Genomic DNA, 24,472 nt, shown 5'->3' with positions numbered 1-24,472 from the left:
GGCGGCGTTGCAGGGTGCGAGCGCTCCAACTGACCGTCGCCGTCTGCGTGGCGGCGTGGACGGCGCTGGCCGCGTGCGGCGACTCGGTGGCGCCGGTGGATCCGGGAGACCCTGGGACCGGTCCCGATCCGGTGTCCGCGCCGGTCGACCTGTCGCGCGCGTGGGCGACCTCGACGCCCGAAGCGGAGGGGTTCGACGAGGGGATGCTGGAGGCCGCGTTCGCCCGCGCCGACGAGGCCGTGCCGAACATCCGGGCTCTCGTCGCGGTCCGGAACGGGCGGCTCGTCGAGGAAGCGTACTTCGGCGGCATGCACGGGGATTCGGCCTTCGACATGAGGTCCGTCACGAAGACGGTCACGGCGCTGCTCGTCGGCCTTGCCTCCGACCGGGGACTCCTGGACCCGGACGACTTGATGGCGGACCGGCTGTCGCATCCGTCGCGGCGGTCCGAGCATGGCGGCATCCGCGTGCGCGACCTGCTCACGATGACGAGCGGTATGCAGTGGTCCGACGAGGAGGACTTCGGCCCATGGGTGCGATCGGGGGAGCCTGTCGGGTACGTGCTGGACCTGCCCGTCGTGGCCCCGCCGGGCCGGCGGTTCATCTACAACACCGGCGGGTCGCACCTGCTGACGGTAATCGTCGAGAGCGTGGTCGACGGGAGCGCGCTGGAGTTCGCCGAGCGGGAGTTGCTGGAGCCGCTCGGCATCGACGACAAGCGCTGGCCGGTCATGCAGGACAGCGTGATCGTGGGCGGCGCGGCGCTGGCGCTTCGCGCGCGCGATGCCGCGAAGGTCGGACAGCTTCTCCTGCAGGGCGGACGCTCCGGCTCGCGGCAGATCGTATCCCGGGCCTGGGTGGAGGCGCAGATCGGCCGGCTCGTCTCGGTGGGCGACCTCGGCTACGTCCTGCGGGACGCGGGGTACGGCTACCAGACCTGGAGCGACCGCCAGGGCGGCGGCGGCGACGTGTCCGCCTTCGTGATGTGGGGGTACGGGGGGCAGTTCGTGTGGGTCGTGCCGGATCGGCAGCTCGTCGTCGTGGCCCAGACCCACTGGCGCGGCACCGGCGATCACGATGGCGTACAGGCCGACGCGGTGGCCAATCTCATCGTGCACCGCGTGATCGAGGCCGCCCGCCCCATCCGCCGCTAGCGAGCGCACCGTCCCGCAACGCAACGTGAGGGCCTATGTTCCGCGGGTCCGTTCGATCTCGTTCCGGAGAGCCGCCTGATGCGCTTCGCCGCCGCCGCTTTCGCCGCCGCCCTCGCTGCCGGTGCCCTGACTGCCGGAGCCGGGCCCGCGGCCGCCCAGGGGCCGGTGCGGGGATTGCTCGATCCGCCTCCCATGGATGACAGCCCCGGCATGCGGGTGTACGCCGCCTCGTGCGCGGAGTGTCATTCCGGGCAGCGCACGGTGCGCGCCCCCGGTCTCACCACGCTCGGGGCGATGACGCCCCGGGCCGTCCTCGGTTCGCTGGAGGGCGGCCGCATGCGCCGGCACGGCGAGGATCTCACGCCGGACGAGCGCCGCGCCGTGGCGGAATGGCTCACCGGCGAGACGCTGGTCGAGACCCGCCTGCCCTCCTCCGCCTTCTGCGCGAGCGCGCCACCAGAGAAGGGCGCGGAGGGCGTCGTGCACTGGTCCGGCTGGGGCGGCGGTGGCGGCGAGACGGGCTTCGCGGATGCGGCCCGCGCCGGACTCACCGCCGCCGACCTGCCGAATCTCGAACTCGCGTGGGCCTTCGGCTTCCCGGACGTGAGCCAGGTGCGCTCGAAACCGGCGGTGATCGACGACCGGATCATCGTCGGCTCGGCGTACGGCGAGGTGTATTCCATCGACCTCGAGAGTGGGTGCGTCCACTGGATGTTCGCGGGCGACGCCGCCGTGCGCGGCGCGATCGCGGTCGGGGACGGTCCCGGCGGCGGAAAGTCCGCCTTCTTCGCGGACTTCCGGACGAACGTGTACGCGATCGACGCGACGACCGGCGCCCTTCGCTGGCGCGCGACCGCCGGGACCCACGCGGATCACGTCGTCACGGGGAGCGTGGCCGTCCACGAGGACCGCGTCTTCGTCCCGCTCTCCTCGATGGAAATCATCAGCGCCGGCGATCCGGCCTACGAGTGCTGCACTTCCAGCGGAGGGGTCGCCGCCTTCTCGGCGCAGACGGGCGAACCGCTGTGGGAGTTCCGAACCGTGGCCGGGGAACCGCGACACGTGGGCGAGAACGAGGCCGGGACGCGGCTGTTCGCGCCCTCCGGGGCGCCGGTGTGGTCCAGTCCGACGGTCGACGCCGCGCGCGGCCTCCTCTACATCGGGACCGGCGAGAACTACACGCGTCCAGCGACGGGCGGGAGCGACGCCATCACCGCGCTCGACATGGAGACGGGCGAGGCCCGCTGGACCTTCCAGGGGCGGGCGGACGACGCCTGGAACATGTCCTGCCTGTCGCCCCGCTTCCAGAACTGTCCCGCGCCCACGGGGCCGGATCACGATTTCGGCATGGCCCCGATCATCGTCACCGCCGAGGACGGGTCGCAACTCCTGATCGCCGGACAGAAATCCGGCATGGTGTGGGCGTTGGACCCCGATTCGGAGGGCGAACTCGTGTGGGCGCGCCGGGTCGGGCGGGGGAGCTCCCTCGGCGGCATCCACTGGGGCCTCACCTCCGACGGACGCCGGGCCTACGTCCCGAACGTCGACAACCCGTTCGCCATCATCTCGGACCCGCGCTCGGGCGCTTCCACGCAGGCGAACGTCGAGGATCCGCCGACCCCCGGCGTGTACGCGCTCGAACTCGCGGCCGGGGAGGTCCTGTGGCACGCTCCCCCCGATCTGTCCGTGTGTGAGGGCCGGGCCGGCTGCATGCCATTCTTCTCCGCGGCGCCCACCGCGATCGAGGGGGCGGTCCTGGCGGGGAGCCTCGACGGCCACCTGCGCGCCTTTGCCACCGACGATGGGTCGGTGCTCTGGGATGTCGACACGGCCCGCGAGTTCGAGACCGTCAACGGCGTGCCGGGCCGGGGCGGCGCCATCGACGGACCCGGGCCCGTCGTCGCGCGCGGGTACATCCTCGTCAACTCGGGCTACGACCTGTTCAGCCAGATGCCCGGCAATCTTCTGCTCGCCTACCGGTTACCTCGCTAGGCAGCCAAGTCCGCTCCAGGAGGATCGCGATGCGCGTTCGCTTCTCGTCCCTGTTCTCGCCTGTCGCGGCCGTCGCGACGGTCGCCGCCCTTGCCGCGCTTGCTGCCCACACCGCCGTCACGCCGGCCCCGCTCGCCGCGCAGGAAGGACGGCCGCTCGAACTCGCGGACTACTACCGGCTGATGGATGCGGGGAGTCCGGTGCTCTCGCCCGATGGATCGCGCGTCGCGTACGTCGTGACGTCCGTCCTCGAAGAGGAGAACCGGCGCCACAGCGAGATCCGGCTCGTGGACGCCGACGGTTCCGGGGAGGCCACGCGGGTGACGAGCCCGAGCTTCAGCGCCTCCGCGCCGCGCTGGAGTCCGGACGGCCGTTTCCTCGTCTTCTCGTCGAATCGCCCGGACCCGGGCGGGTCGGGCGCCGGGAGCACGTGGTTCCTCCGCATGGACCGGCCGGCCGGCGAAGCGTTCCAGCTCGAAGGGCTGCGAGGCTCGCCCGTCTTCAGTCCGGACGGCCTCTGGATCGCGTTCACCCAGCCGACGCCGCCCCCGCCTCCCCCGGAGCCTGCCTGGGACTCCGACTTCGAGCGCCGCACGGTGGAGCGGTTCGACGGGCGCGAGTACGACTGGATGAACTACCGCTTCGACCGGCGGGGCTACCTCGCCGATCCGCGCGATCCGAACGCCACGCCCCCCCGCGAGGTGTACCTGCTGCCCGCCGAGGGAGGAGAAGCGCGGCGGCTCACGGAACTCGGCGTCGACGCCTCCGGGCTCGTCTGGAGCCCCGATGGCCGGCGGCTCGCGTTTACCGCGGACGCGCACCAGCGCGATGAACACTCGTACGGGCGGTCGGACCTGTGGGTCGTCGACCTCGACGGCGACGTGAACCGGCTCACGGACGACGGATACAACTACTCCTCCCCGGCCTGGTCCGCCGACGGCGCGCGGCTCGTCGTCCGAGGCAACGAAGGCCTCGACATCATCATCCGCGAGGCCCGCGACCGCGGGGCGCCCTCCGACCTCCTCGTGTTCGACGCCGAGAACGGGACGCGCCTCCGCAACCTCACCGCGGAGTGGGATCTCATCCCCGGCGGACCCACCGTGAGCGCGGACGGCGGGCACGTCTACTTCTCCGCGGGCATTCGCGGCAACACGCATCTCTTCCGCGTCGCCGAGGGAGGGGGGCCGGTCGAGCAGGTGACGGCGGGGGACCGCCGGCTCGGGAGCTTCTCCTTCTCGGAGGATTTCTCGCGCGTCGCGTTCCGGGCCACGGCGCCGACGGAGCCGGGCGATGTCCGGGTCGCCGACGTCGGAGCCGCGATGGACGACGAGGTGCGGCTGAGCGACGTGAATCGCGACCTGCTCGCCGAGATCGAACTGTCCAGCCCGGAGCGTCTCTCGTTCCGGAGTCCCGACGGGACCGAGGTCGAGGGCTGGATGCTCCCGGCGCGCGGCTACGCCGCCGGGCAGGGCGGCTTCCCGATGGTGCTCCAGATGCACGGCGGGCCGCACGGGGCCTACGGAAACACCTTCTCGTTCGACCAGCAGCTCCTCGCGGGGCAGGGCTACATGGTCCTGTACACGAATCCGCGGGCCTCGACCGGATACGGCGAGGACTTCCGCTGGGGGACGTGGGGCGGCTGGGGCTTCAACGACTACGATGACGTGATGGCCGGCGTCGACCACGCGATCGAACGCTATGAGATCGACACCGCGCGCATGGGCGTGACCGGCTATTCCTACGGAGGATATCTCACGAACTGGGTCATCACGCATACCGACCGCTTCGCCGCCGCCATCGCGGGCGCGTCGATCTCGAACTGGGTCAGCGACTACGGCGTGGCGGACATCCCCCGCACGAAGGAGAGCGAATTCTTCGGGCCGCCGTGGGAAGAGCGCGGCCTGGAGCACCTGCTGCGTTCCTCCCCCATCATCCACGCGAAGGGCGTGACGACGCCGACCCTCTTCGTCCACGGGGAATCGGACCACCGGGTTCCGATCGAGGAGGCCGAGCAGATGTACGTGGCGCTCCGGAAGCAGCGGGTGCCCGCGAAGTTCGTGCGCTATCCCGACTCCTACCACGGGGGATGGACGCCGTGGCGCATGGTGCACCGGATGTGGGTCCAGCTCGAATGGTGGGAGCAGTGGCTCCGTCCCTCCGCGACGTCCGATCAGTGAGCCCGGCCGCGAATCGATCCGGGGGGCGCTTTCGCCTCGCGTGCCTCGCCTCCGTCCTGGTGCTGACGGCATGCCGGGCGGAGACGGATCTGTCGCCGGAGCGCTGGGCCGCCGACTACGAGCGGTTCATGGAGGCACAACTCGTGGACCGGACGGAAGCCGGCGTTGCGACGGGGGAGAACGGAGCGGTCACCGTCGCCTACAACGGGCTCGCGGCGCGTGCCGGACTCGAGGCGCTGAAGCAGGGAGGGAACGCCATCGACGCGGCGATGACGACCTCGCTCATGCAGGTCGCGCTCACCGCCGGAGCGCCGATCAGCTACTTCGGCATCATGTCGCTCGTGTACTACGACGCGGGCACGGACCGGGTCCACACCATGAACGCCGAGTGGAACACCGTGCTCGGCGAGGACGATCCGGCGAACATCCCCGGCGGTATCGACCTCTCTTCGCCCGACGGGATGTACGGGACCGACGTGAGCGGCCGGACGGCGCTGGTCGGCGGCTTCATGAAGGGGGTCGGGGCCGCGCACGAACGGTTCGGACGGCTCCCGTGGGCGGAGATCTTCAAGCCTTCGATCCACGTCGCCGAGCAGGGTTTTCCGATCTCGAGGAAGGTGGAAGGCTACTGGGAGGGGCGGACCGGAGATCTCGCCCGGCTTCCCGAGACGAAGGCGACGTTCCTCAAGGAGGACGGCTCTCCGTACGTCGAGGGGGACGTGCTGCGCCAGCCCGCGCTGGCCGCGACGCTGCGGGCGGTCGCCGAGCAGGGGACCGACTACATGTACGGCGGCCCGTGGGCCGGGAAGGCGACGGCCGCGATCCAGGCCGAGGGCGGCCGGATGACGGTCGAGGACCTCGCGGCCTACGAGGTCATCTGGGACGAGCCGCTCGTGGCGGACCTGGGGGACGGCTGGGAGCTGTACACGAACCCGCCGCCCAACCGCGGCGGCGTGACGATGATCGAGGGGCAGCGGCTCGCGGCGGCTTCCGGGCTGCTCGACGGGGGCCACTGGACGGAGTCGCCGGAGGCTCTGCGGACCGCGCTCGACGTGACCCGCGCCTCGCTGCTCGACTTCCTGCCGCCGGAAATGGCCGCGTCGCTGGTCGGCGGCGAGTTCACCCCGGCGGCGCGCGTCACGCCGGACCACGCCGAACGGCTCTGGAACGTCATGCGGGCCGGGCTGCCCTTCGGCAACTGGGCGCCGCGCGGCCCCGGCCACTCCGATGACGTGGTCGCGATCGACGCGGACGGCAACATCGCGGCGATCACCCACAGCATCAACGCGGTCCTGTGGGGCAAGACCGCGATCGTCGTGGACGGGATCACGATCGGCGACCCGGCGTCCTTCCAGCAGGCGCAGATCGCCCGCCTCGAGCCGGGATCGCGGCTCCCGGCGCCCACGCAGACCGGAATCCTGTTCCGCGGTGGCCATCCCATGCTCGGCTTCGCCTCGATGGGCTCGGGCCTGCACCACCGGACCTTCCAGGGTCTGCTGAACGTGATGCGGTTCGGAATGACGGTGGACGAAGCGATCGACGCGCCCGACTTCTTCATGCCCAATACCGACCCGGCGACCGGCGCCCTCACGTTCCGCGTGCCGGGCGGCAAGTTTCCGCGCGAGGTCCTCGACGGGACGGGATACGCGTACGAGGAGATCTACCCCATGGAGGCCCGCTTCGGCGGCGAGGGGTTGTGGGTCGCGATCTCGCGCGATCCGGAGACGGGCCAACTGCGCGCGGCGTCCCACAACCGCAACAACAGCGCTGCGGTCGCGTGGTGAGCCCGGGCGTACGCAGCCGTGCGGCGGGTGTACTGGCGATGGCGTGCCTCGCCGCCTGCGCGACGGGGCGCGGTCCGGTGGCGACCCCGTCGGTTCCGGCCGCGCCGACCACTGCGCCGACCACTGCATCGCCGACCCCGTCCGTCGCCGCGACCGCGACGCCATCCGGAACGGTGCGCTTCAACGATTCCCACTTTCATCTCCTGAACTACATCCAGCGCGGCCCGACGGCGCGGGAGTACCTGGACATGACCGCCGGGCGCGTGGGGCGCGTGGCCATGTTCGGGATCCCGCTGCAGCAGAAGTGGGACTACTTCCTGTCGGGCGACCACGCGCCGGACTACTACCTGGGCACGAACGCGGATCTGTACTACTACTCGTTCGTGGACGCCGTGATCGCGCGGGAGTACCTGTCGCTGCCCGAGAAGGATCGCCGCCGCGTCGACCCCATGATCACCGGCTTCAACCCGGCGGACATGTACGCCTCCGACCACATCGAGCGCGTTCTGCTCACCTTCCCCGGCGTGTTCGCCGGCATCGGCGAGTTCAGCATCCACAAGGAGTTCGTGTCATCCAAGGTCTCCGGGCACGCGGCCAGCCTGCGTAACCCGGCTCTGGACCGAATCCTGACCACGGCGGGGGAGATCGGCCTCGTCGTCATCTTCCACAACGACATCGACCATGTCCGCGCGAGCGACCCGCCGCATCATGCGGACGAACTGCTGGACCTGTTCGCCCGCCACGCGGAGACGACGATCATCTGGGCCCACACTGGCCTGGGACGCTTCGTGGCCCCGGGAGAAGGGCACGTCGCCTGGCTCGACCGCATGCTGTCGGACCCGCGCCATGACCACGTGGCGCTCGACATCTCGTGGGACGAAGTCGCGAAGTACGTGGTCGGCGATGACGCGACCCTCGAAGCGTGGGCCACGCTCATCGAACGTCACCCGACGCGCTTCCTGTTCGGCACCGACGCCGTGGCCCCGGCCGACTGGGAGGGTTACGTCGCCAACTACACGGTCTACGACCCGCTGTGGGAACGGCTTGACCCCGACGTAAGAGCCCAGGTCGAGCGGCTCAACTACGAGCGCATCTTCGACGCCGCGATCCCCCGCGTCCGCGCCTGGGAGCAGCGCCAGCGGGCGATCGGCGACGACGGCTGAGCGCGGCCCGGCTTTCGGGGCGGAATTTGCGAACCGGTCCCTAGAAAAATTGCAAAACGGTCCCCAGTAGAATTGCGGAATAGCCCACTGGCGAAATTGCAAAACGGGCCTTAGAAATATTGCAAAAGGGGCTTACGGAGAGCTATGGTTTGATGATCGCGACCCGTTTTCCGGTTCCATCACGCGACCGCTACGAACCCATGGAGGTCGACATCGGCACCTACGTTCCCCGCGTGGCCGACCAGGAACTCAAGGAGCGCCTATCCTGGTCCGGCGGCGTTCTGGTCGAGGGCCCCCGAGCCTGCGGCAAAACGGAGTTGGCACGCCGCGTGGCCGCCAGTGCGGTGTTCCTCGACAGGGACAAACAGGCGCGGAGCATGATCGCCGTCGACCCGCGTCTGGTCCTGGAAGGGAAGACCCCTCGCCTGATCGACGAGTGGCAGGTCGAGCCCGCGATCTGGAACCACGTTCGCCACACCATCGATGAACGCGCCGGGAGAGGACACTTCATTCTCACCGGGTCGGCGGTCCCGCCCGACGACGTAACCCGGCACACCGGGGCCGGGCGCATAAGCCGTCTTCGCCTTCGAACCATGTCCCTGTTCGAACTCGGCCATTCGACGGGTGGCGTGTCGCTCCGGGATTTGCTTAACGGCGTGCCCGCCCGAAACCCGGAAGTGGAGTTGTCCGCCGCCCGGCTTGCCGGACTGATCTGCGTCGGCGGGTGGCCGGAGCATCGCCGCTTTCCGGAAGGGCAGGCGCTGACCGCCTGCCGAGACTACCTGGAAAACATCTGCCGAACCGAGTTGCGACGTGTAGATGGTGTCCGTAGGGATCCCGGCAGGATTCGCCGTTTCCTTCAATCGCTGGCTCGCAACGTCGCCACCTGCGCGACGGTCTCCACCATCAGGCGCGATGTCGCGGACCCCGATGACGCGATGACGAAGCGCACTGCCCGTAGCTATCTCACCGCTCTGGAGCGCCTCATGGTCGTGGAGGACCAGCCGCCCTGGTCGCCCCGGCTCCGGTCGAGGTCACGCTTGCGCCGTTCACACAAGCGGCATTTCGTGGACCCATCGCTCGCGGTCGCCGCGTTGCGGGCTGGCCCGCAGCACCTCCTTCGTGACTTCGAGTGGTTCGGTTTTCTGTTCGAGTCCATGGTCGTACGGGATCTCCGCGTGTACGCTCAGGCCATGGACGCCGACGTGTTCCATTACCGCGACAATACGGGGCTTGAAGTCGATGCGATCGTGGATGCCGGGCCGGATCGGTGGGCCGCGTTCGAGATCAAGCTGGGGACGGGTCGGATCGACGACGCCGCGCGCAGCCTGCTCAAGTTCGCCGACAGGGTCGACACGGAACGCTGCGGGGAACCGGCCGCGCTCGGCGTCATCGTCGGGAACGGGTACGGGTACACCCGCAAGGACGGCGTCGCCGTGATTCCGATCGGTGCGCTCGGACCGTGACGTGAGCGATACCGTGCGCGCGATTTCGGAATCGCTTCTTCCGTTTTGCGACTCAAAACGGCACCTGGATCAAAGGACGCTCGCATGGTTGTGACGACGCCGGCGCCTCGATGGCGCCGCTGGCTCCGGGAGGCGCGGGACATCTACGAGGGGCTGTACATCGCCCCGTACCGCGCGACGATCCACCGCGAGTACCTGCGGCAGCACGACGCGTTCATGCTGATGGGGTTCTCGGACCTCCTCGGCGTCCCGAACCCGGTCCAGTTCTACATGCTCGAACTCTATCCGTCCCTCATCGACGAGTTTCACGAGTGGCACGTCCGGGTCGGGATGGAGCACCCGCCCGAGGGCGGCTTCCGCTGTTGCTGAGCGACGAGGGTTCGCGCGAGACCGGAGCGCCGCCGACGACCCCGCTGCCGTTTCCCGACCGGCCCGTCCTCTTCTTCGGCGGCAAGGGCGGGGTGGGGAAGACGACGATGGCCGCCGTGGCCGCGCTCGACATGGCTGCGCGGGGTCACCGTACGCTCCTCGTGTCCACGGACCCGGCGCACTCCACCGGGGACGTGCTCCAGGCGGAACTGGGGGACCGGCCGCGGCGCGTGGCCGAGGGTTGCTGGGCCATGGAGGTCGATCCGGAGCGCGAGGCGGACCGCTACATCGAGGCCGTGAAGTCGCGCGTGGAGTCGGCCGCGCCCCCGCGGCTCCTGGGCGAGGTCTACCGGCAGATCGACATCGCGCGCGTCTCTCCCGGGGCGGCGGAGTCCGCCCTCTTCGACCGTTTCACGCGGATCTTCGAAGAGGAGGGGGAGGACTACGACCGGATCGTGTTCGACACGGCGCCCACCGGCCAAACGCTGCGGCTGCTCTCCCTGCCCGAGTTGATGACGACGTGGATCGGCGGACTCATCAAGCGGCGCAAGAAGGTCGGAGCCCTCTCGCAGATGTGGAAGAACGTGGCGGGGTCCGAGGCGACCGATCTCGAGCATGACCCCCTCCTGCGGGCGCTCGAGGAGCGGCGCGACCGCTTCCGGGAGGCGCGGCGGATCCTCACCGATTCCCGGCGGACGGCGTTTGTCTTCGTCCTGATCCCCGAGCGGCTGCCGATCTGGGAGACGGAGAAGGCCGTCGCAGCCCTGTCGAAGCACGGCGTCCCGGTCGGGGCCATCGTCGTGAACCTGGCGCTTCCGGAGCGGGACGGCGGGGCGGGAGAGGATCCGCTGTTCGCCGCCAGGCGCGAACGCCAGGCCGCCTATCTTGCGAGAATCTCACGGTCTTTCGGAGATTGGCCTGTCCTCCGCGTCGACCTCCAGGACGCCGATCCGGTGGGGGTGGACGCACTCAGGCGGGTTCCCGTAATCGAAACTGCGGAGGAGGTTGTCCGATGAGCGCGATCGTCCTGCTGGTGATTGGTCTGTCGGCCTTCCTCACGGGAGTCCTCATCTACTCGCGGTTCATCGCGGGCAAGGTCTTCAAGCTCGACCCCGACTTCGTCACGCCCGCGCACGAGTTCAAGGATGGCGTCGACTACGTGCCGACGAACAAGCACGTGCTGTTCGGCCACCACTTCACGTCCGTGGCGGGGGCGGCGCCGATCGTGGGACCGGCGATCGCCGTCATCTGGGGCTGGCTGCCGGCCTTCCTGTGGGTCGTACTCGGGACGGTGTTCGCGGGAGCGGTGCACGACTTTGCCGCCCTGTGGATCTCGAGCCGCCACAAGGGGCGGTCGATCGGGACGCTGACCGAGTCGATCCTCGGCAAGCGCGCCCGGGTCCTCTTCCTCCTCATCATCTTCTTCCTGCTCCTCATGGTGAACGCGGTGTTCGCCGTGATCATCGCGAACCTGTTCATGGCGAACCCCGGCGCCGTGGTGCCGGTGTGGGGCTCGCTCGTCATCGCGCTCATCGTCGGGTTCCTCATCTACCGCACGGGGACGGGAATCCTCATCCCGTCGCTCGGGGCGCTGGCGACGCTGTACGTGCTCATCTGGTTCGGGCAGGACATGCCGTTCACCCTGCCGGACTTCATCGGTTTCAGTCCGACCGAGGCGCAAATGGCCGCGTCGGGAGGGGATGCGGCGGCCGCCGGGGAGGCGGCGACAGCGGACGGGCGGCGCGTGGGATGGATCGCCATCCTCTTCGCCTACACGTTCGTCGCCTCCGTGCTGCCCGTGTGGCTGCTCCTCCAGCCCCGCGACTACGTGAACGGGCACCAACTCTTCGTCGCGCTCGGGATCATCAGCCTCGGCGTGATCGTGGTGAACCCGGAAGTCGTGGCGCCGACGGTCAACACCAGCCTTCCCGCGGACACGCCGGGCTGGCTGCCGCTCCTCTTCATCACGATCGCCTGCGGCGCGATCAGCGGCTTCCACGGTCTGGTGGGATCCGGCACCTCATCGAAACAGCTCGCGAAGGAGACGGACGCCCGCTACGTGGGCTACGGCGGAGCGATCGGAGAGGGAACGCTGGCGGTCACGTCGATCATCGCGTGTACGGCGGGCTTCGCGATCTACCTCAGCCGGGATGTGGGGGCGACGCAGGGGCTCGTCCGGTGGCAGGAACACTACGGGAGCTTCGAGGCGGCGACGGCCGGCGCCACGACCGCCTTCGTCAACGGCGTGGGCGTGCTCGCGGGCGGGATCGGGATCCCGGAGAGCATAGCCGTGATCTTCGCTTCGGTCGTCGTGATCAGCTTCGCGGCGACGACCCTCGACACGGCGATCCGGCTCCAGCGCTACATCATCAGCGAACTCGGCGCCGAGTACAACGTCAAGGCGATCCAGAACCGGTGGGTCGCGACCGCGATCGCCGTCGTCAGCTGCGCGATTCTGGCGCTATCGGCCGACCGCGGCGCCGGGGGCATGATGATCTGGCCGCTGTTCGGGACGACGAACCAGCTCCTGGCGGGTCTCACCCTGCTGATCGTGTCGCTCTACCTGATGCGGAAGGGGCGCCCGTTCTGGGTGACGATGATCCCGATGGGCTTCCTGCTCCTGATGACGACCTGGGCCATGGTCATCAACCTCGACCGCTTCTTCGGCACGAACCAGTGGATGCTGCTCGTGATCGGCGCCGCGATCTTCATCCTCGAGATCTGGCTCCTGCTCGAGGGCGCCGCCGCAATCCGCCGCGTGAGGGCGGGCAGGGCCCTTGGGTAGCGAGATGCCCGGCAAGACCGCGGTCGGCGTCGCGACCGGCGGGTCCGCAGGCCGACGGTCCATGAGGCTGCTCGGCGTCGCCTGCGTCGCCATCTTCGCGACCGCGTGCGGCGACGGGATGTCGCCGGCCTCCGGCCCGGACACCGACGATACGACGGTGAGAATCGGCTTCCTGGTCTCGGGCGTCCGGACCTATCCCAACGGGGCGATGATCGCAGTGGATGAGGTCAACGGCCGGGGGGGCCTGTCGGGCCGTCCGGTCGAGATCATCGTCCGGGAGGGGCTGGAGGAGGTGTCGGCCGCTGCGGAGGCTGCCGACGCCCTGATCGCCACTGACGGGGTCGTCGCCCTCATCGGCCCCAACCGCTCGTCGCACGCCATCGAGGTGGGGGCCATCGCCCAGCGCCTCGGCGTGCCGATGATCACGACGGCGGCCACCAACCCCGGCGTGACCGCGGCTGGCGACCTGGTCTTCATGGCCGCGTTCACCGACCGGTTTCAGGGGCGCGTCGTGGCGGAGTTCGCCGCCGGGACGCTCGGCGTGATGGCCGCCGCCGTGGTGACCCAGCGGGGGGATGTGTACAGCGAGGGGATCGGGGAGTTCTTCGTCGATCAGTTCCGCGGCTCCGGAGGCGCGATCGTGGCCGAGGAGTCGTACGACCGCGACGCCACCGATTTCGCCGCGCAGCTGGCGCGGATCGCGGCTGCGACTCCCGGCGCGGTGTTCGTGCCGGGCCGGGCCGAGGAAGTGGCGCTGCTGAGCGCGCAGGCAAGGGCCTTGCCGGTGCACGACGCCGCCGGAGAACCGACTCTGCTTCTCGGGGCCGATGCCTGGGACAACGCCGCGCTGCTGGACAACGAGGAAGCCGCCGTGGAAGGCAGCTTCTTCAGCAGCCACTTCTCGCCGGACACCGACGAGCCGGCCGCGCGCGCATTCGTCGACACCTACGTGGCGCGGTACGGGATCGAGCCCACCGGAGGCGACGCGGTGAGCTACGATGCGGTCCGGTTGTTTCTGGAGGCCGCGGCGCGGGCGGGGAGTCTCGACGCCGACGCCGTCCGGCGGGAGATACAGGCCACCCGGCAGTATGCCGGCGCCACCCGCATCTCCCACTACAATGACGCCCGCCACCCGACCAAGAGCGCCGTCATCATGACCATCGAGAACGGCGCGAAGAAATTCTACCGGCAGGTGGACCCGTAGCGCCCTCCACCTCGGCTGCTCGACCGCCGTTCGCAGCGCCGTCTCCCGCGTGTCGGGGCTGTACGCGGACCCGCCGGCGCGGGTGGTGGTGTTCGCCTTCGACGAGAAGGGCCGAATCCGGGCGCTGGACGTGGCGACCGGGAAGGTGATCCGCGAGTACAAGTCGCCCCTCTGTCCAGAAAACCGGCACCACTACACGCGGTCGTTGAAGTAGTCCTGAAGGACGATCTCTTCGGCTTCGGGCGTCAGCCCCTTCCGGGTCCGGTAGCGCGCCCAGAGATCCATCCGGCCCCGTCGCAGGGCGGGTGTGCTGAACTTGGTGCAGATGTCGCGGTCCGAGAGGCTCCTCTTGTCCATCCGGCTCAGTCGTCTCCCGTTTTGATCCACTTCATTTCGTTCCTAGTTGATGGCCCGGTGAGGCTCGGCTCTAGATTGGAGTTGAACTGGAGTTGAAAGGGTTACAGGCCATTCTTGGCTGAGTTTCGGAGTCCGACTTGGCCGGGCTCCCGGGGGGCGAACCGGATTGCGATGCGCGCGTCAGGATGGGAATCTGCTGATCGTGTCGTGTACGCTCCTACGGTGTACCAGGAGAAATCCGGAAGGGGAGGGCCGCATGAACACGACAACCCACGAAGGCCTGCTGGCCGAGGAGCAGAAGTACCTCTTGGCCAACATCGATGCACTTCGGACAAGATACCCGGATCGGTATCTGATGATCAAAGGCAGCAAGGTTCACGGCAACTTTGCCAACCACGACGAGGCTGTTGATTTCGGTATCGCGAGATTCGGGAAGGGGCCGTCGATTCGGAGGAGGGGAGATGAATACATTTGCCGTCATGATCCGGGAACCGGAAGCACGAACCCTCGAGAGCCTGAACGACCAATACGAACCCGACAACGTGTACCAAATCAACTCGACAACGTTTCTGGTCCGAACGAAGCAACTCGCCGAGGCCGTTTCCGTAGCGGCCGGGATCAAGGGCGAAGACAGGTTCGCATCTGGAGTCGTTTTCAAGCTCAACCGGTCCTACGCCGGTTACACAGCTCGTTCGCTCTGGGAGTGGTTACAGGAGGGTGAGGAATGACCGGCCGGGAAGAGATTCCCGAGCCCGGTGCCCCAGGTTCAAGTAGCCCCGAGCCGAGAACGCCGTGGTGGCGCCATCAGATTACGGGCGTGGTGGGTGCGGCGGCAGTGCTGATCGCGTGGTTCACCTTAACCTGGACGCTGCTGAGCAGCACGAGGGACGACATCGCCGACGTCGAGACGCGCTTGAAGAATGACATCACCCAAGCCGAAACCCGCTTGAACACCAACATCACTGGAGTCGAAACACGCCTCGGCGACCACTTGGTTCGGATTGAAGGCCGGCTGGACCGCATTATGGAGATCCTGCTTGACGACGCTCGGCGTGCGAGCGCCGGGGAGGAGTGAGCAGGAGGAGTGAGCAGGAGGAGGATGCGTCGAGGTAGGAGTGCGCTGACCTGATATTCGGTCAGGCCTTTAGGATGTCTTGAATGATCGCGTCGTGATGGCGGTGGTGGAGGTGGAGGAAGCGTAGCCACTCGGCCGGGGTGAAGTGCCCCAGGACGTGATGAGGGAGCGTGTGCCGGCACGCGTCCAGTTCCGCCAGTTGCGTCCGGAGACCCGCCGCCAGCGCACCCAACGCCTCGAACCCCGCCCGGACGTCGGCGGATGCCAAGCCGTCCGGGAGCGTGAAGTCCGGCGCCGGCCCCCGGCCGCGCGGAATCGAACCGCGCGCCAGGAGTGCCAAGCCGATCTCATGGGGGAACTGTTCCCTCGTTTCCGGGTTCGGCGGGGCCAGCGTCTTCAGGACCCAGCCCAGCACGTTCCGGTCGGAGAAGAGCAGGTGCTCGAGGTGGTCCTGCACGCTCCACGCCGAGACCTCGGGCGCGGAGACGGCCAGCCGGTCGACGTCGTCGGCTCGTTCGAGGCAGCGGCGGATGCCGGCGCGGACCCCGGAGAGGGAATCGCGCGTCGTGTACGGCACGGCGTCAGGGGTCGAGGTCGACTGCGATCTCCACCGCGTCCATGTCGTCCGTGGCAAGTTCGTCCTCGCCGTGGGCATGCCGTTGATCTTGAACATGTACGTCACCACGTCCAGATACTGCTCGGTGGGCATCCCGCCCGGGTTGTCCTCCGGCATCGTGGCGACGATCTCGTCCACGAGGTCCTTCACCGAGGCGCCCGCCCAGGACTGGATGAACGGTCCCCCGAAGTCCTCCTCGAAGTGGCACTCGGCGCAGATGTTGTAGAACACATCTTCGCCGCGCGTGGCCTGCTCCTCGCTGAACACGCCCTGGGTGGTGTTGGCCGCGGCCGTTGCCTCCTCGGCCTCCCCGGCATCGCCGCCCTCCTCCTGGGCCGCGAGGCTCGAGGCGCCGAGGATGAGCGCGACCGCCGCCATCCAGACCGACCCGCGGGTCCCTCGCCATGGGACAGCGTGCTGAACGTGGTTCGAGATGTGCATCGCTTTGCGCCTCGCCATGTGCCTCGATATGTGCATCGGGATTCCCCTGCGTTGAACGGGTCCGAGAACGCCCCCAACTGAATTCCGAAGCCGGGAACGAGCAAGTATGCGCCCTTACGAGCCTCCGCCGTCCGCCGTGACGGTCTCGTCCTCCGACTCCTCCTCATCCTCGGGCGGCCGGGGACGGTTCATGCGCAACGACACGCCGCCGAAGAAGGAGGAGCCGGAGCGTTTCACCTCGTGCTCTCCCTCGTACAGGTAGTCGAGCAGCGCCTGATCCCACGAGAGCCCCGCCTTCGCCACGAGTTCCATCCAGGGTCCGTAGGCGGTCTCGTCCGGGGCCTCGGTGGTGCCGGACCAGATCGTGATGGCGGAATCGAACCCGAACCGGGATTCGCCGCTCGATCCCTTGAGCGGCATCTGGATGAGCACGCTGTCCGTCATCGGCAGCCGGAACACATCCGGGTCGTACTCGGCTCCGTAGCGCCGGTAGCGTTCGTAGTTGCGCTGGTTCATCTCGAACACATCGCGGTCGGAATTGATCCCGCGCGTGATGTAGTCGCGGATCTCGAACGCCGCATCCCGGTGCCGGGGATGGTCGGGACTGTCGACGTACCCGAACCCCGGCATGAACCAGCCCTTGTTGAGCCCCCAGTTGCGCTCCGTCACGCGACCCCGCCGCACGAGGCCCGAGTATTCGCTGAACAACTGCACGACCTGGTGGGAGGGGTACCCGTGCGGATTCAGGAAGATGTCGGGCAGCCAGCGACCCCACAGCCGGTTTCGGACGGGTGCCTCCGGGTAAATGGGGTGGTCGTCCCGCGACCCCGTGGTCGCGTCGATGCCCAGAGACCCCAGGTAGCCGGCGTGCAGGATGAAGTCCGGCGTGATCCGGTACAGGTCGTAGGCGAGCCGGGCGCCGTCCGGGTTCGTGAACGGGTGGATGATGACGTTCACGTCGTCGAGCTTCGCCCGCTGCGCGGGATCCGTGAGGAGGAGTTCCGCGTGCCGCAGGACGTGGCTCGTCGAGGAGACCTCGTTCGCGTGCTGCCGCGCGGAGTAGATGACGGTGGGCTTGAAGGTCGTCGCCTTCACCCGCGACCAGTGTGAGGCCGCGATCGGGGGCATGAGGTCCGCCGCCCAGATGTCTCTGCCCAGGTAGGACTCGCCGACCTTGTACATCGTCGCTTCCTCGAAGGCCTCGGCCATCCTGGCCAGGATCCCGTGGCCTTCGGGGGGCGGGATGGGTGTCTCCCACTGGACGAGGCGTTCGCCCCCGTAGCTCCAGCCTGTCGGCAGCAGGGTGCGCCAGTCGGGAAGGGCGTCCGGCCTCCCGTTCGCCGCGAGACGCCCCGTCCGGCGTGATTCCGGATCCTGTTCGTGGGTCCACTCGGCCCACACTTCGAGCGAGCCGAGTCCGGGCCAGGCCAGCGAGGATGCGTAGAGGCCGGCCGCGCGCAGCGCCTCGATCTCGCGAAGCGTGGCTTCGACCTGTTCGGCGGAGACCATGCTCCGGTCGACCTGCCGCGGCGGGGCGTAGTGGAGGAGGCTGTCGCGCATGTCGGCGTCGGTATCGACGCGAACGCGCAGGCCGAGGTGCGCGATGCCCGGCTCGCCGGCGCGGACGACGGCCAGTCTGGCAGAAGGGCGCTCGAGGCCGGTCTTCGGGATGTCGAGCCGCATCGTGTCCGCCGCGCCCGCCGCGCCCGCCGCGTCCTCGAAGGCGACGGAGACCGCGGGCCGGGAGGTCGCGAACCCCGTGAAGCTCACGCGGAGTTCCGCCGGCCGCCCGTCGCCGCGCGGCCGCATGATCGGGAGGATGCGGCCGGGGAAGGTCAGCCCCTGTCCGCGCGAGTTGCGGCCGAGGACATCGAAGAACTCGATCGTGCCGAAATAGATCTCTTCATGGAGAGCGTCCATCGGCGCGTGGATCTCGTTGTCGATCTCGAGCCGGTAGTTGGGCTCGCTCATCTCGAGTTCGACCGTCAGTTCGCCGAAATAGGGCGCGTCCGCGTTCCCGCCGTCGGGGATCCCGTCGTGCCGGTCCATCACGTAGTCGTAGATGGCCGGGAGAACCACGCTCTGGTAGTGGTCCCAGAAGGCCTCGGGGTCGGTGACGATCCGCTCGTCGACCAGCGTGCGGTCTCCCGTCCCCGCCCGGATCCAGCCCGTCGTTACGCGGACGTGCTCGTAATCCCGGAAGCGGTCGAAGTACGGACGCAGGACCCACCGGGGCTCGAAATCGCCGGACAGAATCCCCGTGCCGCGGGAGTCCGTGACATCCACCGCGTACGTCGGCCCCTCCGTGGTCTGCTCGAAGCGGACCTGCTCCAGCTCGAGGCCGAGTTCGCGGGCGAAGATCTCGTCGATGGGGAAGATCTCGTGCAGCCAGCGCACGGGGGTATGGATCGCCTGCTGAGGCCACTCCTCCGGCGGGTCGTTGCGGCGGAAGCGGATGACGATCTCCGCCACATCGCGCCCCTCCAAGCGGGGGAGGATGACCTCTTCGAGCCACGAGTAGCCCTGCTTGAAGGCGGAGATGATGCGAACCTCGACGGCGTCGGCCGGCGCCCCGGCGTCGATCAGCGCGTCGCGCGCCTCCTGCTCAAGTTGGCGGCGGATCTCCGGCGGCTCGCTCAGGCGGGCTTCGATCCGGATGGGGTCGGTGGCCGAGGCGGAGGCGGCCGCCGGGAGGACGTGGGCTCGGAGGAGTTCCCGGAAGCGGTCGACCTCCGAGGGGAGCGCGAGCGTGTCGGCGAAGATCGTGGCGGCCCGCTGCACATCGCGTTCGTCGATCGTGACGCCGACCTGCGCCGCGTCGGCGAGGCCCAGCGCTTGCGCGGCCCGGGCCTGCACATACGCCTCAAGGCCGGGGTCCGCCTTTTCGACGGAGAACAGCACGTCCGCGCGGGCGATCCGCCGGTCCGCGAGCCCGTCGGCGATGCGGTCGAGCTTGTAGAGGCCGATCGCCGCCTGGCCCACGGGCGAGTGGCCGGACAGCGCGTCCCACAGCCCGCGCTCGACGTCGTCGACGGTCGGGCGGTCGTCGCCGCGCTCCGCCAGGTGCGGGAACGTCAGGGCCAGCTGATCGAGCGCGCGCTCGGCCCCGGCGGCGTCCGCGCCGGAGACGACGAGGGCCGGTTTGGACCCGAAGGCCGCCGGGACCACCTGGATGAGCCCCTCGCCGGGGGCGAGCGAACCCGGATCGATCTTCGCGCTGTCGGCGAGCTGCCGGGTCAGGGCGTTGTCCACCCCGGCCAGGACCAGCGTGGGCCGGGCGGCGGCCCTCTCGATCGCCGAGGCCGGCTCGACGAGCGGCACCGTGATCCCGGTCGATTCGAGTCCGAGTCGTCCGGCCAGGTCCGGCAGGCCGTCGATGCCCCCCTCGCCGGGGGCGAGCATCGCGTCCACGCGGTTCGGGAGCACGCCTCCACCCAGCAACCCCTGCGAGGTGTAGAGGTTGGAGAGGTCCATGTCGTTCTTGCCGCCGCTGCCCGGCCGGCCCGCGATCGGTCCCGGGGCATCCGGTGTCGCCCGCCCGGCAATCCGGATCGCGGGACCGCCCGCCAGCCGCGCCTCCACCGACTCGAGCCCCGGGTACGCCAGGCGCGCCCGGGAAGTCTCCGCGTCGGCCGACTCGTCCCCGCCCTCGTCCGCCGTCTCTTCCGGCTCACCGGGGTCGGGGGCCTCGTCGCCCGTGGCGAGTCCGCGGAGGAGTTCCGCGGCCGTGCCCAGCTGCGCTTCATCCACCTCGATCTCGGCGATCACGCGTCCCACGCCGGCCTGTCCCGCCCTGACTCTCGCCTGCGTGAGGCGCACGGCCGCGTCCGCCACGCCCCCGGCCTCCAGCGTCTCGGCGAGATCGTCCCGGACGCGGCTCAGCCTCGCGGTCGAAAGCGTTCGCGTATGCGGCAGGACGCCGGCAAACAGTCTGGCCGCCGCTTGCAGCCCCGCCTCGTCCCCGCCGACCACGAGCACCCAGGTGCGCCCGTCCTCCTCGCGCACCGCCACGGCCCCTTCCCCCGAGTCGAGGGAGGCGGGGTCGATCCCCGGCGCACGCAGGCCGGCGACTGCGAGTCCGCTCCGTCCCACGACGATCCCGATCCGGCCGCCCTCTGGGTTCCGGGGCAGCGGCAGGTCCATCGCCATCGTCTCGAATCCCAGCCGGGCGGCGACCTCGGCGCCCGCCGCCTGGACGATCGACGAAGGATCGTCCCCGAGAACGAGCGCGGCATTCACGAGATCGGGCACGCTGTCGCCGTTCGTATCGAGCACGAGCGTCCCCAACTCGAACAGCGTGGAGAGATCGGGCGTCTGCTGGGCGGCGAGCGGGCGGGAGGCGAGAGGCGCCGCGACCGCGACCGCCAGCGTCAGCGCGACCGCGAGGGGTCGCGTGCGGGGCTTCATCATGTCCCGTCCTTCGGTGGTTCGACCTTCACGTCGTTCGCCAGCACGCCGACGCCCTCCACCTCCACCTCCACCCGGTCGCCGGGAGAGAGCGTCGAGGTCTTCCCGGGCGTCCCCGTGTAGATCACGTCGCCCGGAAGCAGCGTGATGTAGCGGCTCGCGTAGGCGATGATCTCGGGGATCGAGAAGATGAGGTCCGAGGTGCGCGCGTCCTGCACGACCTCGCCGTTGAGGCGCGTGCGCAGCCGCAGGTCCTCCCACGCCGCGCCGGTCACGATCCGCGGCCCGAGCGGCCCGAAGGAGTCGCTGCCCTTGGCCCTCAGCCACTGCAGGTCGTCGCGCTGCCACGTGCGCTCGCTCACGTCGTTGCCCGCCGTGACGCCGAAGACGTGGTCCCCCGCCTCTTCCGGACCGATGTGACGCGCCGTGCGGCCGATCACGACGACGACTTCTCCTTCCGCGTGCACGACTTCCGCGTCCGGGGGGATCTCGATCGCGGCGCCCGGCCCGACGATCGAACTCGGCAGCTTCGTGAACAGGCCGGGTTCCGTGGGCTCCGGGCGAGTTCCGATGGGGCTGTTGTCGAGGTGGCTCCGGTAGTTCAGGCCCACCGCGATGACCTTCGACGGGGTCGCCGGCGCCAGGAGATGAAGCTCCTCGAGCCGCACCCGCTTCCCGGTTCGGACCTCACCGCCGAAAGGAGCCGCCGCCAGTTCCTCCACCATGCTGTCCTCGATGATTCCGTCCGCGAGGACCTCATCCTCCACGACCCCCCAGCGGGCGCCACCGTCTCCGCCGGTCGCGGCGTACGCGTGCTTCGCGGCGTCGGTGGCGTCCGGCGCGAGGTAACGGACGTACGCGGTCACCGCCCCGGCCCGATCGCCCCGGTCCGGATCACGATCAGCCCTCCCCCGTGGGAATGTGCTCCGCGAGTTCGACCTCGAACACGAGCGGCGAGTACGGAGGAATCCCCGACCGGCCTTCGGGGCCATAGGCGAGATCGTACGGCAGCACGAGCTTGCGGCGCTCGCCCATCCGCATGCCGGTGACCCCCTCCACCCAGCCATCGATCAAGGAGGTCGAACCCAGGACCATGTCGAGCGGTTCCGGCGGGTTGTGATCGTGGCTCGAGTCCACCTTGCTCCCGTTGGGAAGCCAGACGGTATAGTGCACGCCCATCTCGTCGCCGTAGCCGGCGGGCGGTCCGCTCCCCTCCCGCAGGACCTGAATGAAGAGCCCGCTCCCCGTCTCCTCCATCGCACCGAGATCGACCGCGAGTTCATCGGCGAAGACGACTTCCCGGACGTCCGTGATCACACCCTCGGGCGAGCCTGACGTCTCGGCGGCGGCGGGCGCTTCCTCCGCGCTCTCCGCACCGTCCGCACCGTCCTCTCCCGCGTCGCCCGCGCATGCGAGGGCGAGGGGCGCAAGCAGCAAGGTCGCCGCGGCCCGAAACCCGTTCGATGTCTTATCACGCTGCATGGAAAGCCTCCGAGTGTGGTCCGAGTGTGGAAAGCGGCGGATCGCCCGAATGTAGCGGCGTTTCAACGCGGGTTGCTAGTATCAGGCATGAAAACTCTCCTCGTTTCGCTCGTCCTGCTCGCCGCCGCCTGCGGCCCCCGTCCACCGGCCGACGAGGACGCCTCCGGTTCGGTCGCGGAAGCCGATCTCACGCCCGCGCAGGAACTCGTGGCCAGATCGGTGGCCTTCCACGACCCGGACGGGGTCTGGGGGAGCCGATCCATCTCGATGTCGTGGGTCGGGACCGACGGAGAGGGCGGGGAACGCGTCGCCGTCGACCTGGAGTTCGGCGCGGACGAGCGCGACTTCGCCTTCTCGGGCCGCTATCGGGGATCGATGATGGAGTACGAGACGACGGCCGATGGCTGGTCGGCGACCGTGGAGGGGGTCTCGCAGGCGGACCTCCCGGAGGCCGATCGCGAACGGGTGCGCCTCCATCGCGAGGATGGGATGTTCTGGCGCAGCTACTACGGGTTCCTGGCCGGTCTTCCGATGAAGATCTCCGACCACGGCTCCCACCTCGATCCCGGCGTCATCGAGACCACTTTCATGGACCGGGAGGTTCACGCGGTCCGGGTCACCTACGACCCCGACATCGGCGGCGACACATGGTACTTCTACTTCGATCCCGGGACCGCACAGCTCGTGGGTTGCCGCTTCTACCACGACGAGAGCGCGAACGACGGCGAATACATCACGTTCGAGGGCCTGACGGAGGGCGGCGCGCTGCGCCTGCCGCGACTCCGGGGGTGGTACGTGAACGCCGATGGTCGCCATCTGGGGACCGATGAGGTGGGGATGGTCCGCGTCGGCCCGTGACCCCCCTGCGGCCCGTAACTCCGACCGGGATCGCGCGGCCGCGCCGGAGCGGTCGCCGTCGCCTCGCGGTCGCCGGCGTTGTTGCCGCCCTCGTGGCGGCGGGCTGCTCGGAGTCGACCCCGCCCCCGCCCGCGCCGCCGCCCCTCATGCCGAGCGGGGATTGCGTCCTGTCCTTCGTGATCGATGGAGATTCCGTCCGCTGCGCCGACGGCCGGGAGATCCGCCTCCTCGCCATCGACGCTCCGGAGATGGCCCAGGAGCCGTGGGGCGCCCGCGCCCGCGAGGAGTTGCTCCGGGCGGCCCCCGTGAGCACGCCGCTCGGAGTCGAGTACGACGCCGTCCGGGTCGACACCTTCGACCGGGACCTCGCCTACCTCTTCCTGCCGGGTGGCGACATGCTGAACGAGCACATGGTGGCGAGCGGGTACGCGCTCGCGTTCATCATCCCGCCCAACCGCCGCTACGAGGACCGAATCGAAGCCGCGGAGGCCGCCGCATCGGCGGAGGGAAGGGGCCTGTGGGCGGAGTGGGGCTTCACCTGCCGGCCCGCCGACTTCCGGCAGGAGCGCTGCTGAAGCCGACCGGTGGAACCGCCCGTCAGTCGAGCGATTCCATGAAGCGCGACTCGATCCTCAGGTAGCTCGCGCCACCCCCCGGGACTTCGGCGAAGATCTCGCGCCACTCCGGCGTGCCGAGCACCTCCGGGAGCTTCTCGTCCCGTTCCTCCTTCGACGCCCAGCGGATGACCCACGTGACGTTCGCCGGACCGAGTTCGTCCTGCTCCGCGCCCCGGACCTCGGCGGGGATGCCGGATTCGATCCAGAACCCGACGATGTCCAGGTGTTCGCGCAGGTAGCGGATATACTCGCCCTCCGCGACCTCGGCGTACTCATCGTACCGGGCCGGATCGAAGTGGTAGTTGCGGATCTCGTAGATCGCGCCGTCCCGGGCGGCCGCCCCCTCCGATCCCCCGTCGGCAAGCGCTGCCTCGGCAGAGCTGTCGGCGGAGGCCGATTCGGCGGACCCGGCGCCGCCGCACGCGGCCGCGCCGATGAGGAAGACGGCGCCGAGCGCGGCGACCGCGAGGGGTTCGGGGGTTCGTCTGGAATCGGTCATGCGTACCTCCGGGGATGGGCGCAGTC

Annotated in this window: 21 protein-coding genes; 15 read left to right on the top strand and 6 right to left on the bottom strand. The window is 69.4% G+C overall.

All coding sequences use genetic code 11. The features are described from left to right. The first annotated feature begins 14 nt into the window (after positions 1-14). The 11 genes from ACOGXI_RS10040 to ACOGXI_RS09990 all read left to right on the top strand — a co-directional run bounded on the left by ACOGXI_RS10040 (position 15) and on the right by ACOGXI_RS09990 (position 14,308). A complete protein-coding gene (locus ACOGXI_RS10040) occupies positions 15-1,154 on the top strand; it encodes a serine hydrolase domain-containing protein (protein ID WP_419938717.1) in 1,140 nt (379 codons plus the stop codon). Between the two features lie 78 nt (positions 1,155-1,232). Then, the gene (locus ACOGXI_RS10035; RefSeq protein WP_419938716.1) at positions 1,233-3,146 is read left to right on the top strand and encodes a PQQ-binding-like beta-propeller repeat protein; all 1,914 of its coding nucleotides are present in this window, start codon (positions 1,233-1,235) and stop codon (positions 3,144-3,146) included. A 29-nt stretch (positions 3,147-3,175) separates the two neighbouring features. Then, positions 3,176-5,323: a prolyl oligopeptidase family serine peptidase gene (locus ACOGXI_RS10030; RefSeq protein WP_419938715.1), complete on the top strand. Its 2,148-nt coding sequence runs from the start codon at positions 3,176-3,178 to the stop codon at positions 5,321-5,323. Beyond that, a complete protein-coding gene (locus ACOGXI_RS10025; RefSeq protein WP_419938714.1) occupies positions 5,320-7,107 on the top strand; it encodes a gamma-glutamyltransferase in 1,788 nt (595 codons plus the stop codon). The genes ACOGXI_RS10030 and ACOGXI_RS10025 overlap by 4 nt, the downstream gene beginning before the upstream one ends. A gap of 173 nt (positions 7,108-7,280) precedes the next feature. Beyond that, complete coding sequence (locus tag ACOGXI_RS10020; RefSeq protein ID WP_419938713.1) at positions 7,281-8,270, top strand: amidohydrolase family protein; 990 nt, start codon at positions 7,281-7,283, stop codon at positions 8,268-8,270. Between the two features lie 152 nt (positions 8,271-8,422). Beyond that, entirely contained in the window at positions 8,423-9,736 is a 1,314-nt protein-coding gene (locus tag ACOGXI_RS10015) for an ATP-binding protein (RefSeq protein ID WP_419938712.1), read from the top strand. Positions 9,737-9,820: 84 nt separating this feature from the next. Further along, positions 9,821-10,105 (top strand): cory-CC-star protein, encoded by a 285-nt coding sequence (locus ACOGXI_RS10010; protein WP_419938711.1) that lies wholly within the window; start codon positions 9,821-9,823, stop codon positions 10,103-10,105. Beyond that, on the top strand, positions 10,099-11,121 hold the full coding sequence (locus ACOGXI_RS10005; protein ID WP_419938710.1) for an ArsA family ATPase: 1,023 nt from the start codon (positions 10,099-10,101) through the stop codon (positions 11,119-11,121). Before ACOGXI_RS10010 ends, ACOGXI_RS10005 begins: the two co-directional genes overlap by 7 nt. Beyond that, positions 11,118-12,890: a carbon starvation protein A gene (locus ACOGXI_RS10000; RefSeq protein WP_419938709.1), complete on the top strand. Its 1,773-nt coding sequence runs from the start codon at positions 11,118-11,120 to the stop codon at positions 12,888-12,890. Before ACOGXI_RS10005 ends, ACOGXI_RS10000 begins: the two co-directional genes overlap by 4 nt. A 4-nt stretch (positions 12,891-12,894) precedes the next feature. After that, entirely contained in the window at positions 12,895-14,094 is a 1,200-nt protein-coding gene (locus tag ACOGXI_RS09995) for an ABC transporter substrate-binding protein (protein WP_419938708.1), read from the top strand. Positions 14,095-14,143: 49 nt separating this feature from the next. Next, positions 14,144-14,308, top strand: coding sequence for a hypothetical protein (locus tag ACOGXI_RS09990; protein WP_419938707.1), 165 nt, complete (start codon positions 14,144-14,146; stop codon positions 14,306-14,308). Here ACOGXI_RS09990 and ACOGXI_RS09985 read toward each other — a convergent pair. Next, the gene (locus ACOGXI_RS09985) at positions 14,287-14,451 is read right to left on the bottom strand and encodes a hypothetical protein (RefSeq protein ID WP_419940249.1); all 165 of its coding nucleotides are present in this window, start codon (positions 14,449-14,451) and stop codon (positions 14,287-14,289) included. The two genes, ACOGXI_RS09990 and ACOGXI_RS09985, sit on opposite strands and share 22 nt — an antisense overlap. 461 nt (positions 14,452-14,912) lie before the next feature. Here ACOGXI_RS09985 and ACOGXI_RS09980 point away from each other — a divergent pair, with 461 nt between their 5' ends. Together ACOGXI_RS09980 and ACOGXI_RS09975 are read left to right on the top strand one after the other, a co-directional pair. Beyond that, positions 14,913-15,179 (top strand): hypothetical protein, encoded by a 267-nt coding sequence (locus ACOGXI_RS09980; RefSeq protein WP_419938706.1) that lies wholly within the window; start codon positions 14,913-14,915, stop codon positions 15,177-15,179. Further along, entirely contained in the window at positions 15,176-15,526 is a 351-nt protein-coding gene (locus ACOGXI_RS09975; RefSeq protein ID WP_419938705.1) for a hypothetical protein, read from the top strand. The genes ACOGXI_RS09980 and ACOGXI_RS09975 overlap by 4 nt, the downstream gene beginning before the upstream one ends. Positions 15,527-15,587: 61 nt before the next feature. Here ACOGXI_RS09975 and ACOGXI_RS09970 read toward each other — a convergent pair whose 3' ends face one another. From ACOGXI_RS09970 to ACOGXI_RS09955, 4 genes are all read right to left on the bottom strand, one after another. After that, positions 15,588-16,601, bottom strand: coding sequence for a c-type cytochrome (locus ACOGXI_RS09970; RefSeq protein WP_419938704.1), 1,014 nt, complete (start codon positions 16,599-16,601; stop codon positions 15,588-15,590). Positions 16,602-16,697: 96 nt separating this feature from the next. Beyond that, entirely contained in the window at positions 16,698-20,993 is a 4,296-nt protein-coding gene (locus tag ACOGXI_RS09965) for a M14 family zinc carboxypeptidase (protein WP_419938703.1), read from the bottom strand. After that, on the bottom strand, positions 20,990-21,856 hold the full coding sequence (locus ACOGXI_RS09960) for a fumarylacetoacetate hydrolase family protein (protein ID WP_419938702.1): 867 nt from the start codon (positions 21,854-21,856) through the stop codon (positions 20,990-20,992). The genes ACOGXI_RS09965 and ACOGXI_RS09960 overlap by 4 nt, the downstream gene beginning before the upstream one ends. 34 nt (positions 21,857-21,890) lie before the next feature. Continuing rightward, complete coding sequence (locus ACOGXI_RS09955; protein ID WP_419938701.1) at positions 21,891-22,472, bottom strand: FKBP-type peptidyl-prolyl cis-trans isomerase; 582 nt, start codon at positions 22,470-22,472, stop codon at positions 21,891-21,893. A gap of 87 nt (positions 22,473-22,559) precedes the next feature. On the opposite strand from ACOGXI_RS09955, the gene ACOGXI_RS09950 reads away from it, so the two are divergent. Continuing rightward, entirely contained in the window at positions 22,560-23,330 is a 771-nt protein-coding gene (locus ACOGXI_RS09950; RefSeq protein WP_419938700.1) for a DUF6503 family protein, read from the top strand. Then, on the top strand, positions 23,327-23,905 hold the full coding sequence (locus ACOGXI_RS09945; RefSeq protein ID WP_419938699.1) for a thermonuclease family protein: 579 nt from the start codon (positions 23,327-23,329) through the stop codon (positions 23,903-23,905). The genes ACOGXI_RS09950 and ACOGXI_RS09945 overlap by 4 nt, the downstream gene beginning before the upstream one ends. A gap of 22 nt (positions 23,906-23,927) precedes the next feature. Here ACOGXI_RS09945 and ACOGXI_RS09940 read toward each other — a convergent pair whose 3' ends face one another. Further along, the gene (locus ACOGXI_RS09940; protein ID WP_419938698.1) at positions 23,928-24,446 is read right to left on the bottom strand and encodes a hypothetical protein; all 519 of its coding nucleotides are present in this window, start codon (positions 24,444-24,446) and stop codon (positions 23,928-23,930) included. Between the last annotated feature and the right edge of the window lie 26 nt (positions 24,447-24,472).

Source organism: Candidatus Palauibacter sp. (assembly GCF_965208055.1).
Classification (GTDB): domain Bacteria; phylum Gemmatimonadota; class Gemmatimonadetes; order Palauibacterales; family Palauibacteraceae; genus Palauibacter.
This window is presented reverse-complemented; position numbering and strand designations above follow the sequence as displayed.

What these genes read in the sequence shown, in the direction of transcription:
- ACOGXI_RS10035 (WP_419938716.1), top strand. Translation starts at nt 1,233, where the DNA reads ATGCGCTTCGCCGCCGCCGCTTTCGCCGCCGCCCTCGCTGCCGGTGCC.
- ACOGXI_RS10030 (WP_419938715.1), top strand. Translation starts at nt 3,176, where the DNA reads ATGCGCGTTCGCTTCTCGTCCCTGTTCTCGCCTGTCGCGGCCGTCGCG.
- ACOGXI_RS10015 (WP_419938712.1), top strand. Translation starts at nt 8,423, where the DNA reads ATGATCGCGACCCGTTTTCCGGTTCCATCACGCGACCGCTACGAACCC.
- ACOGXI_RS10010 (WP_419938711.1), top strand. Translation starts at nt 9,821, where the DNA reads ATGGTTGTGACGACGCCGGCGCCTCGATGGCGCCGCTGGCTCCGGGAG.
- ACOGXI_RS10000 (WP_419938709.1), top strand. Translation starts at nt 11,118, where the DNA reads ATGAGCGCGATCGTCCTGCTGGTGATTGGTCTGTCGGCCTTCCTCACG.
- ACOGXI_RS09995 (WP_419938708.1), top strand. Translation starts at nt 12,895, where the DNA reads ATGCCCGGCAAGACCGCGGTCGGCGTCGCGACCGGCGGGTCCGCAGGC.
- ACOGXI_RS09985 (WP_419940249.1), bottom strand. Translation starts at nt 14,451, where the DNA reads ATGGACAAGAGGAGCCTCTCGGACCGCGACATCTGCACCAAGTTCAGC.
- ACOGXI_RS09980 (WP_419938706.1), top strand. Translation starts at nt 14,913, where the DNA reads ATGAATACATTTGCCGTCATGATCCGGGAACCGGAAGCACGAACCCTC.
- ACOGXI_RS09975 (WP_419938705.1), top strand. Translation starts at nt 15,176, where the DNA reads ATGACCGGCCGGGAAGAGATTCCCGAGCCCGGTGCCCCAGGTTCAAGT.
- ACOGXI_RS09970 (WP_419938704.1), bottom strand. Translation starts at nt 16,601, where the DNA reads ATGGCGAGGCGCAAAGCGATGCACATCTCGAACCACGTTCAGCACGCT.
- ACOGXI_RS09965 (WP_419938703.1), bottom strand. Translation starts at nt 20,993, where the DNA reads ATGATGAAGCCCCGCACGCGACCCCTCGCGGTCGCGCTGACGCTGGCG.
- ACOGXI_RS09955 (WP_419938701.1), bottom strand. Translation starts at nt 22,472, where the DNA reads ATGCAGCGTGATAAGACATCGAACGGGTTTCGGGCCGCGGCGACCTTG.
- ACOGXI_RS09950 (WP_419938700.1), top strand. Translation starts at nt 22,560, where the DNA reads ATGAAAACTCTCCTCGTTTCGCTCGTCCTGCTCGCCGCCGCCTGCGGC.
- ACOGXI_RS09940 (WP_419938698.1), bottom strand. Translation starts at nt 24,446, where the DNA reads ATGACCGATTCCAGACGAACCCCCGAACCCCTCGCGGTCGCCGCGCTC.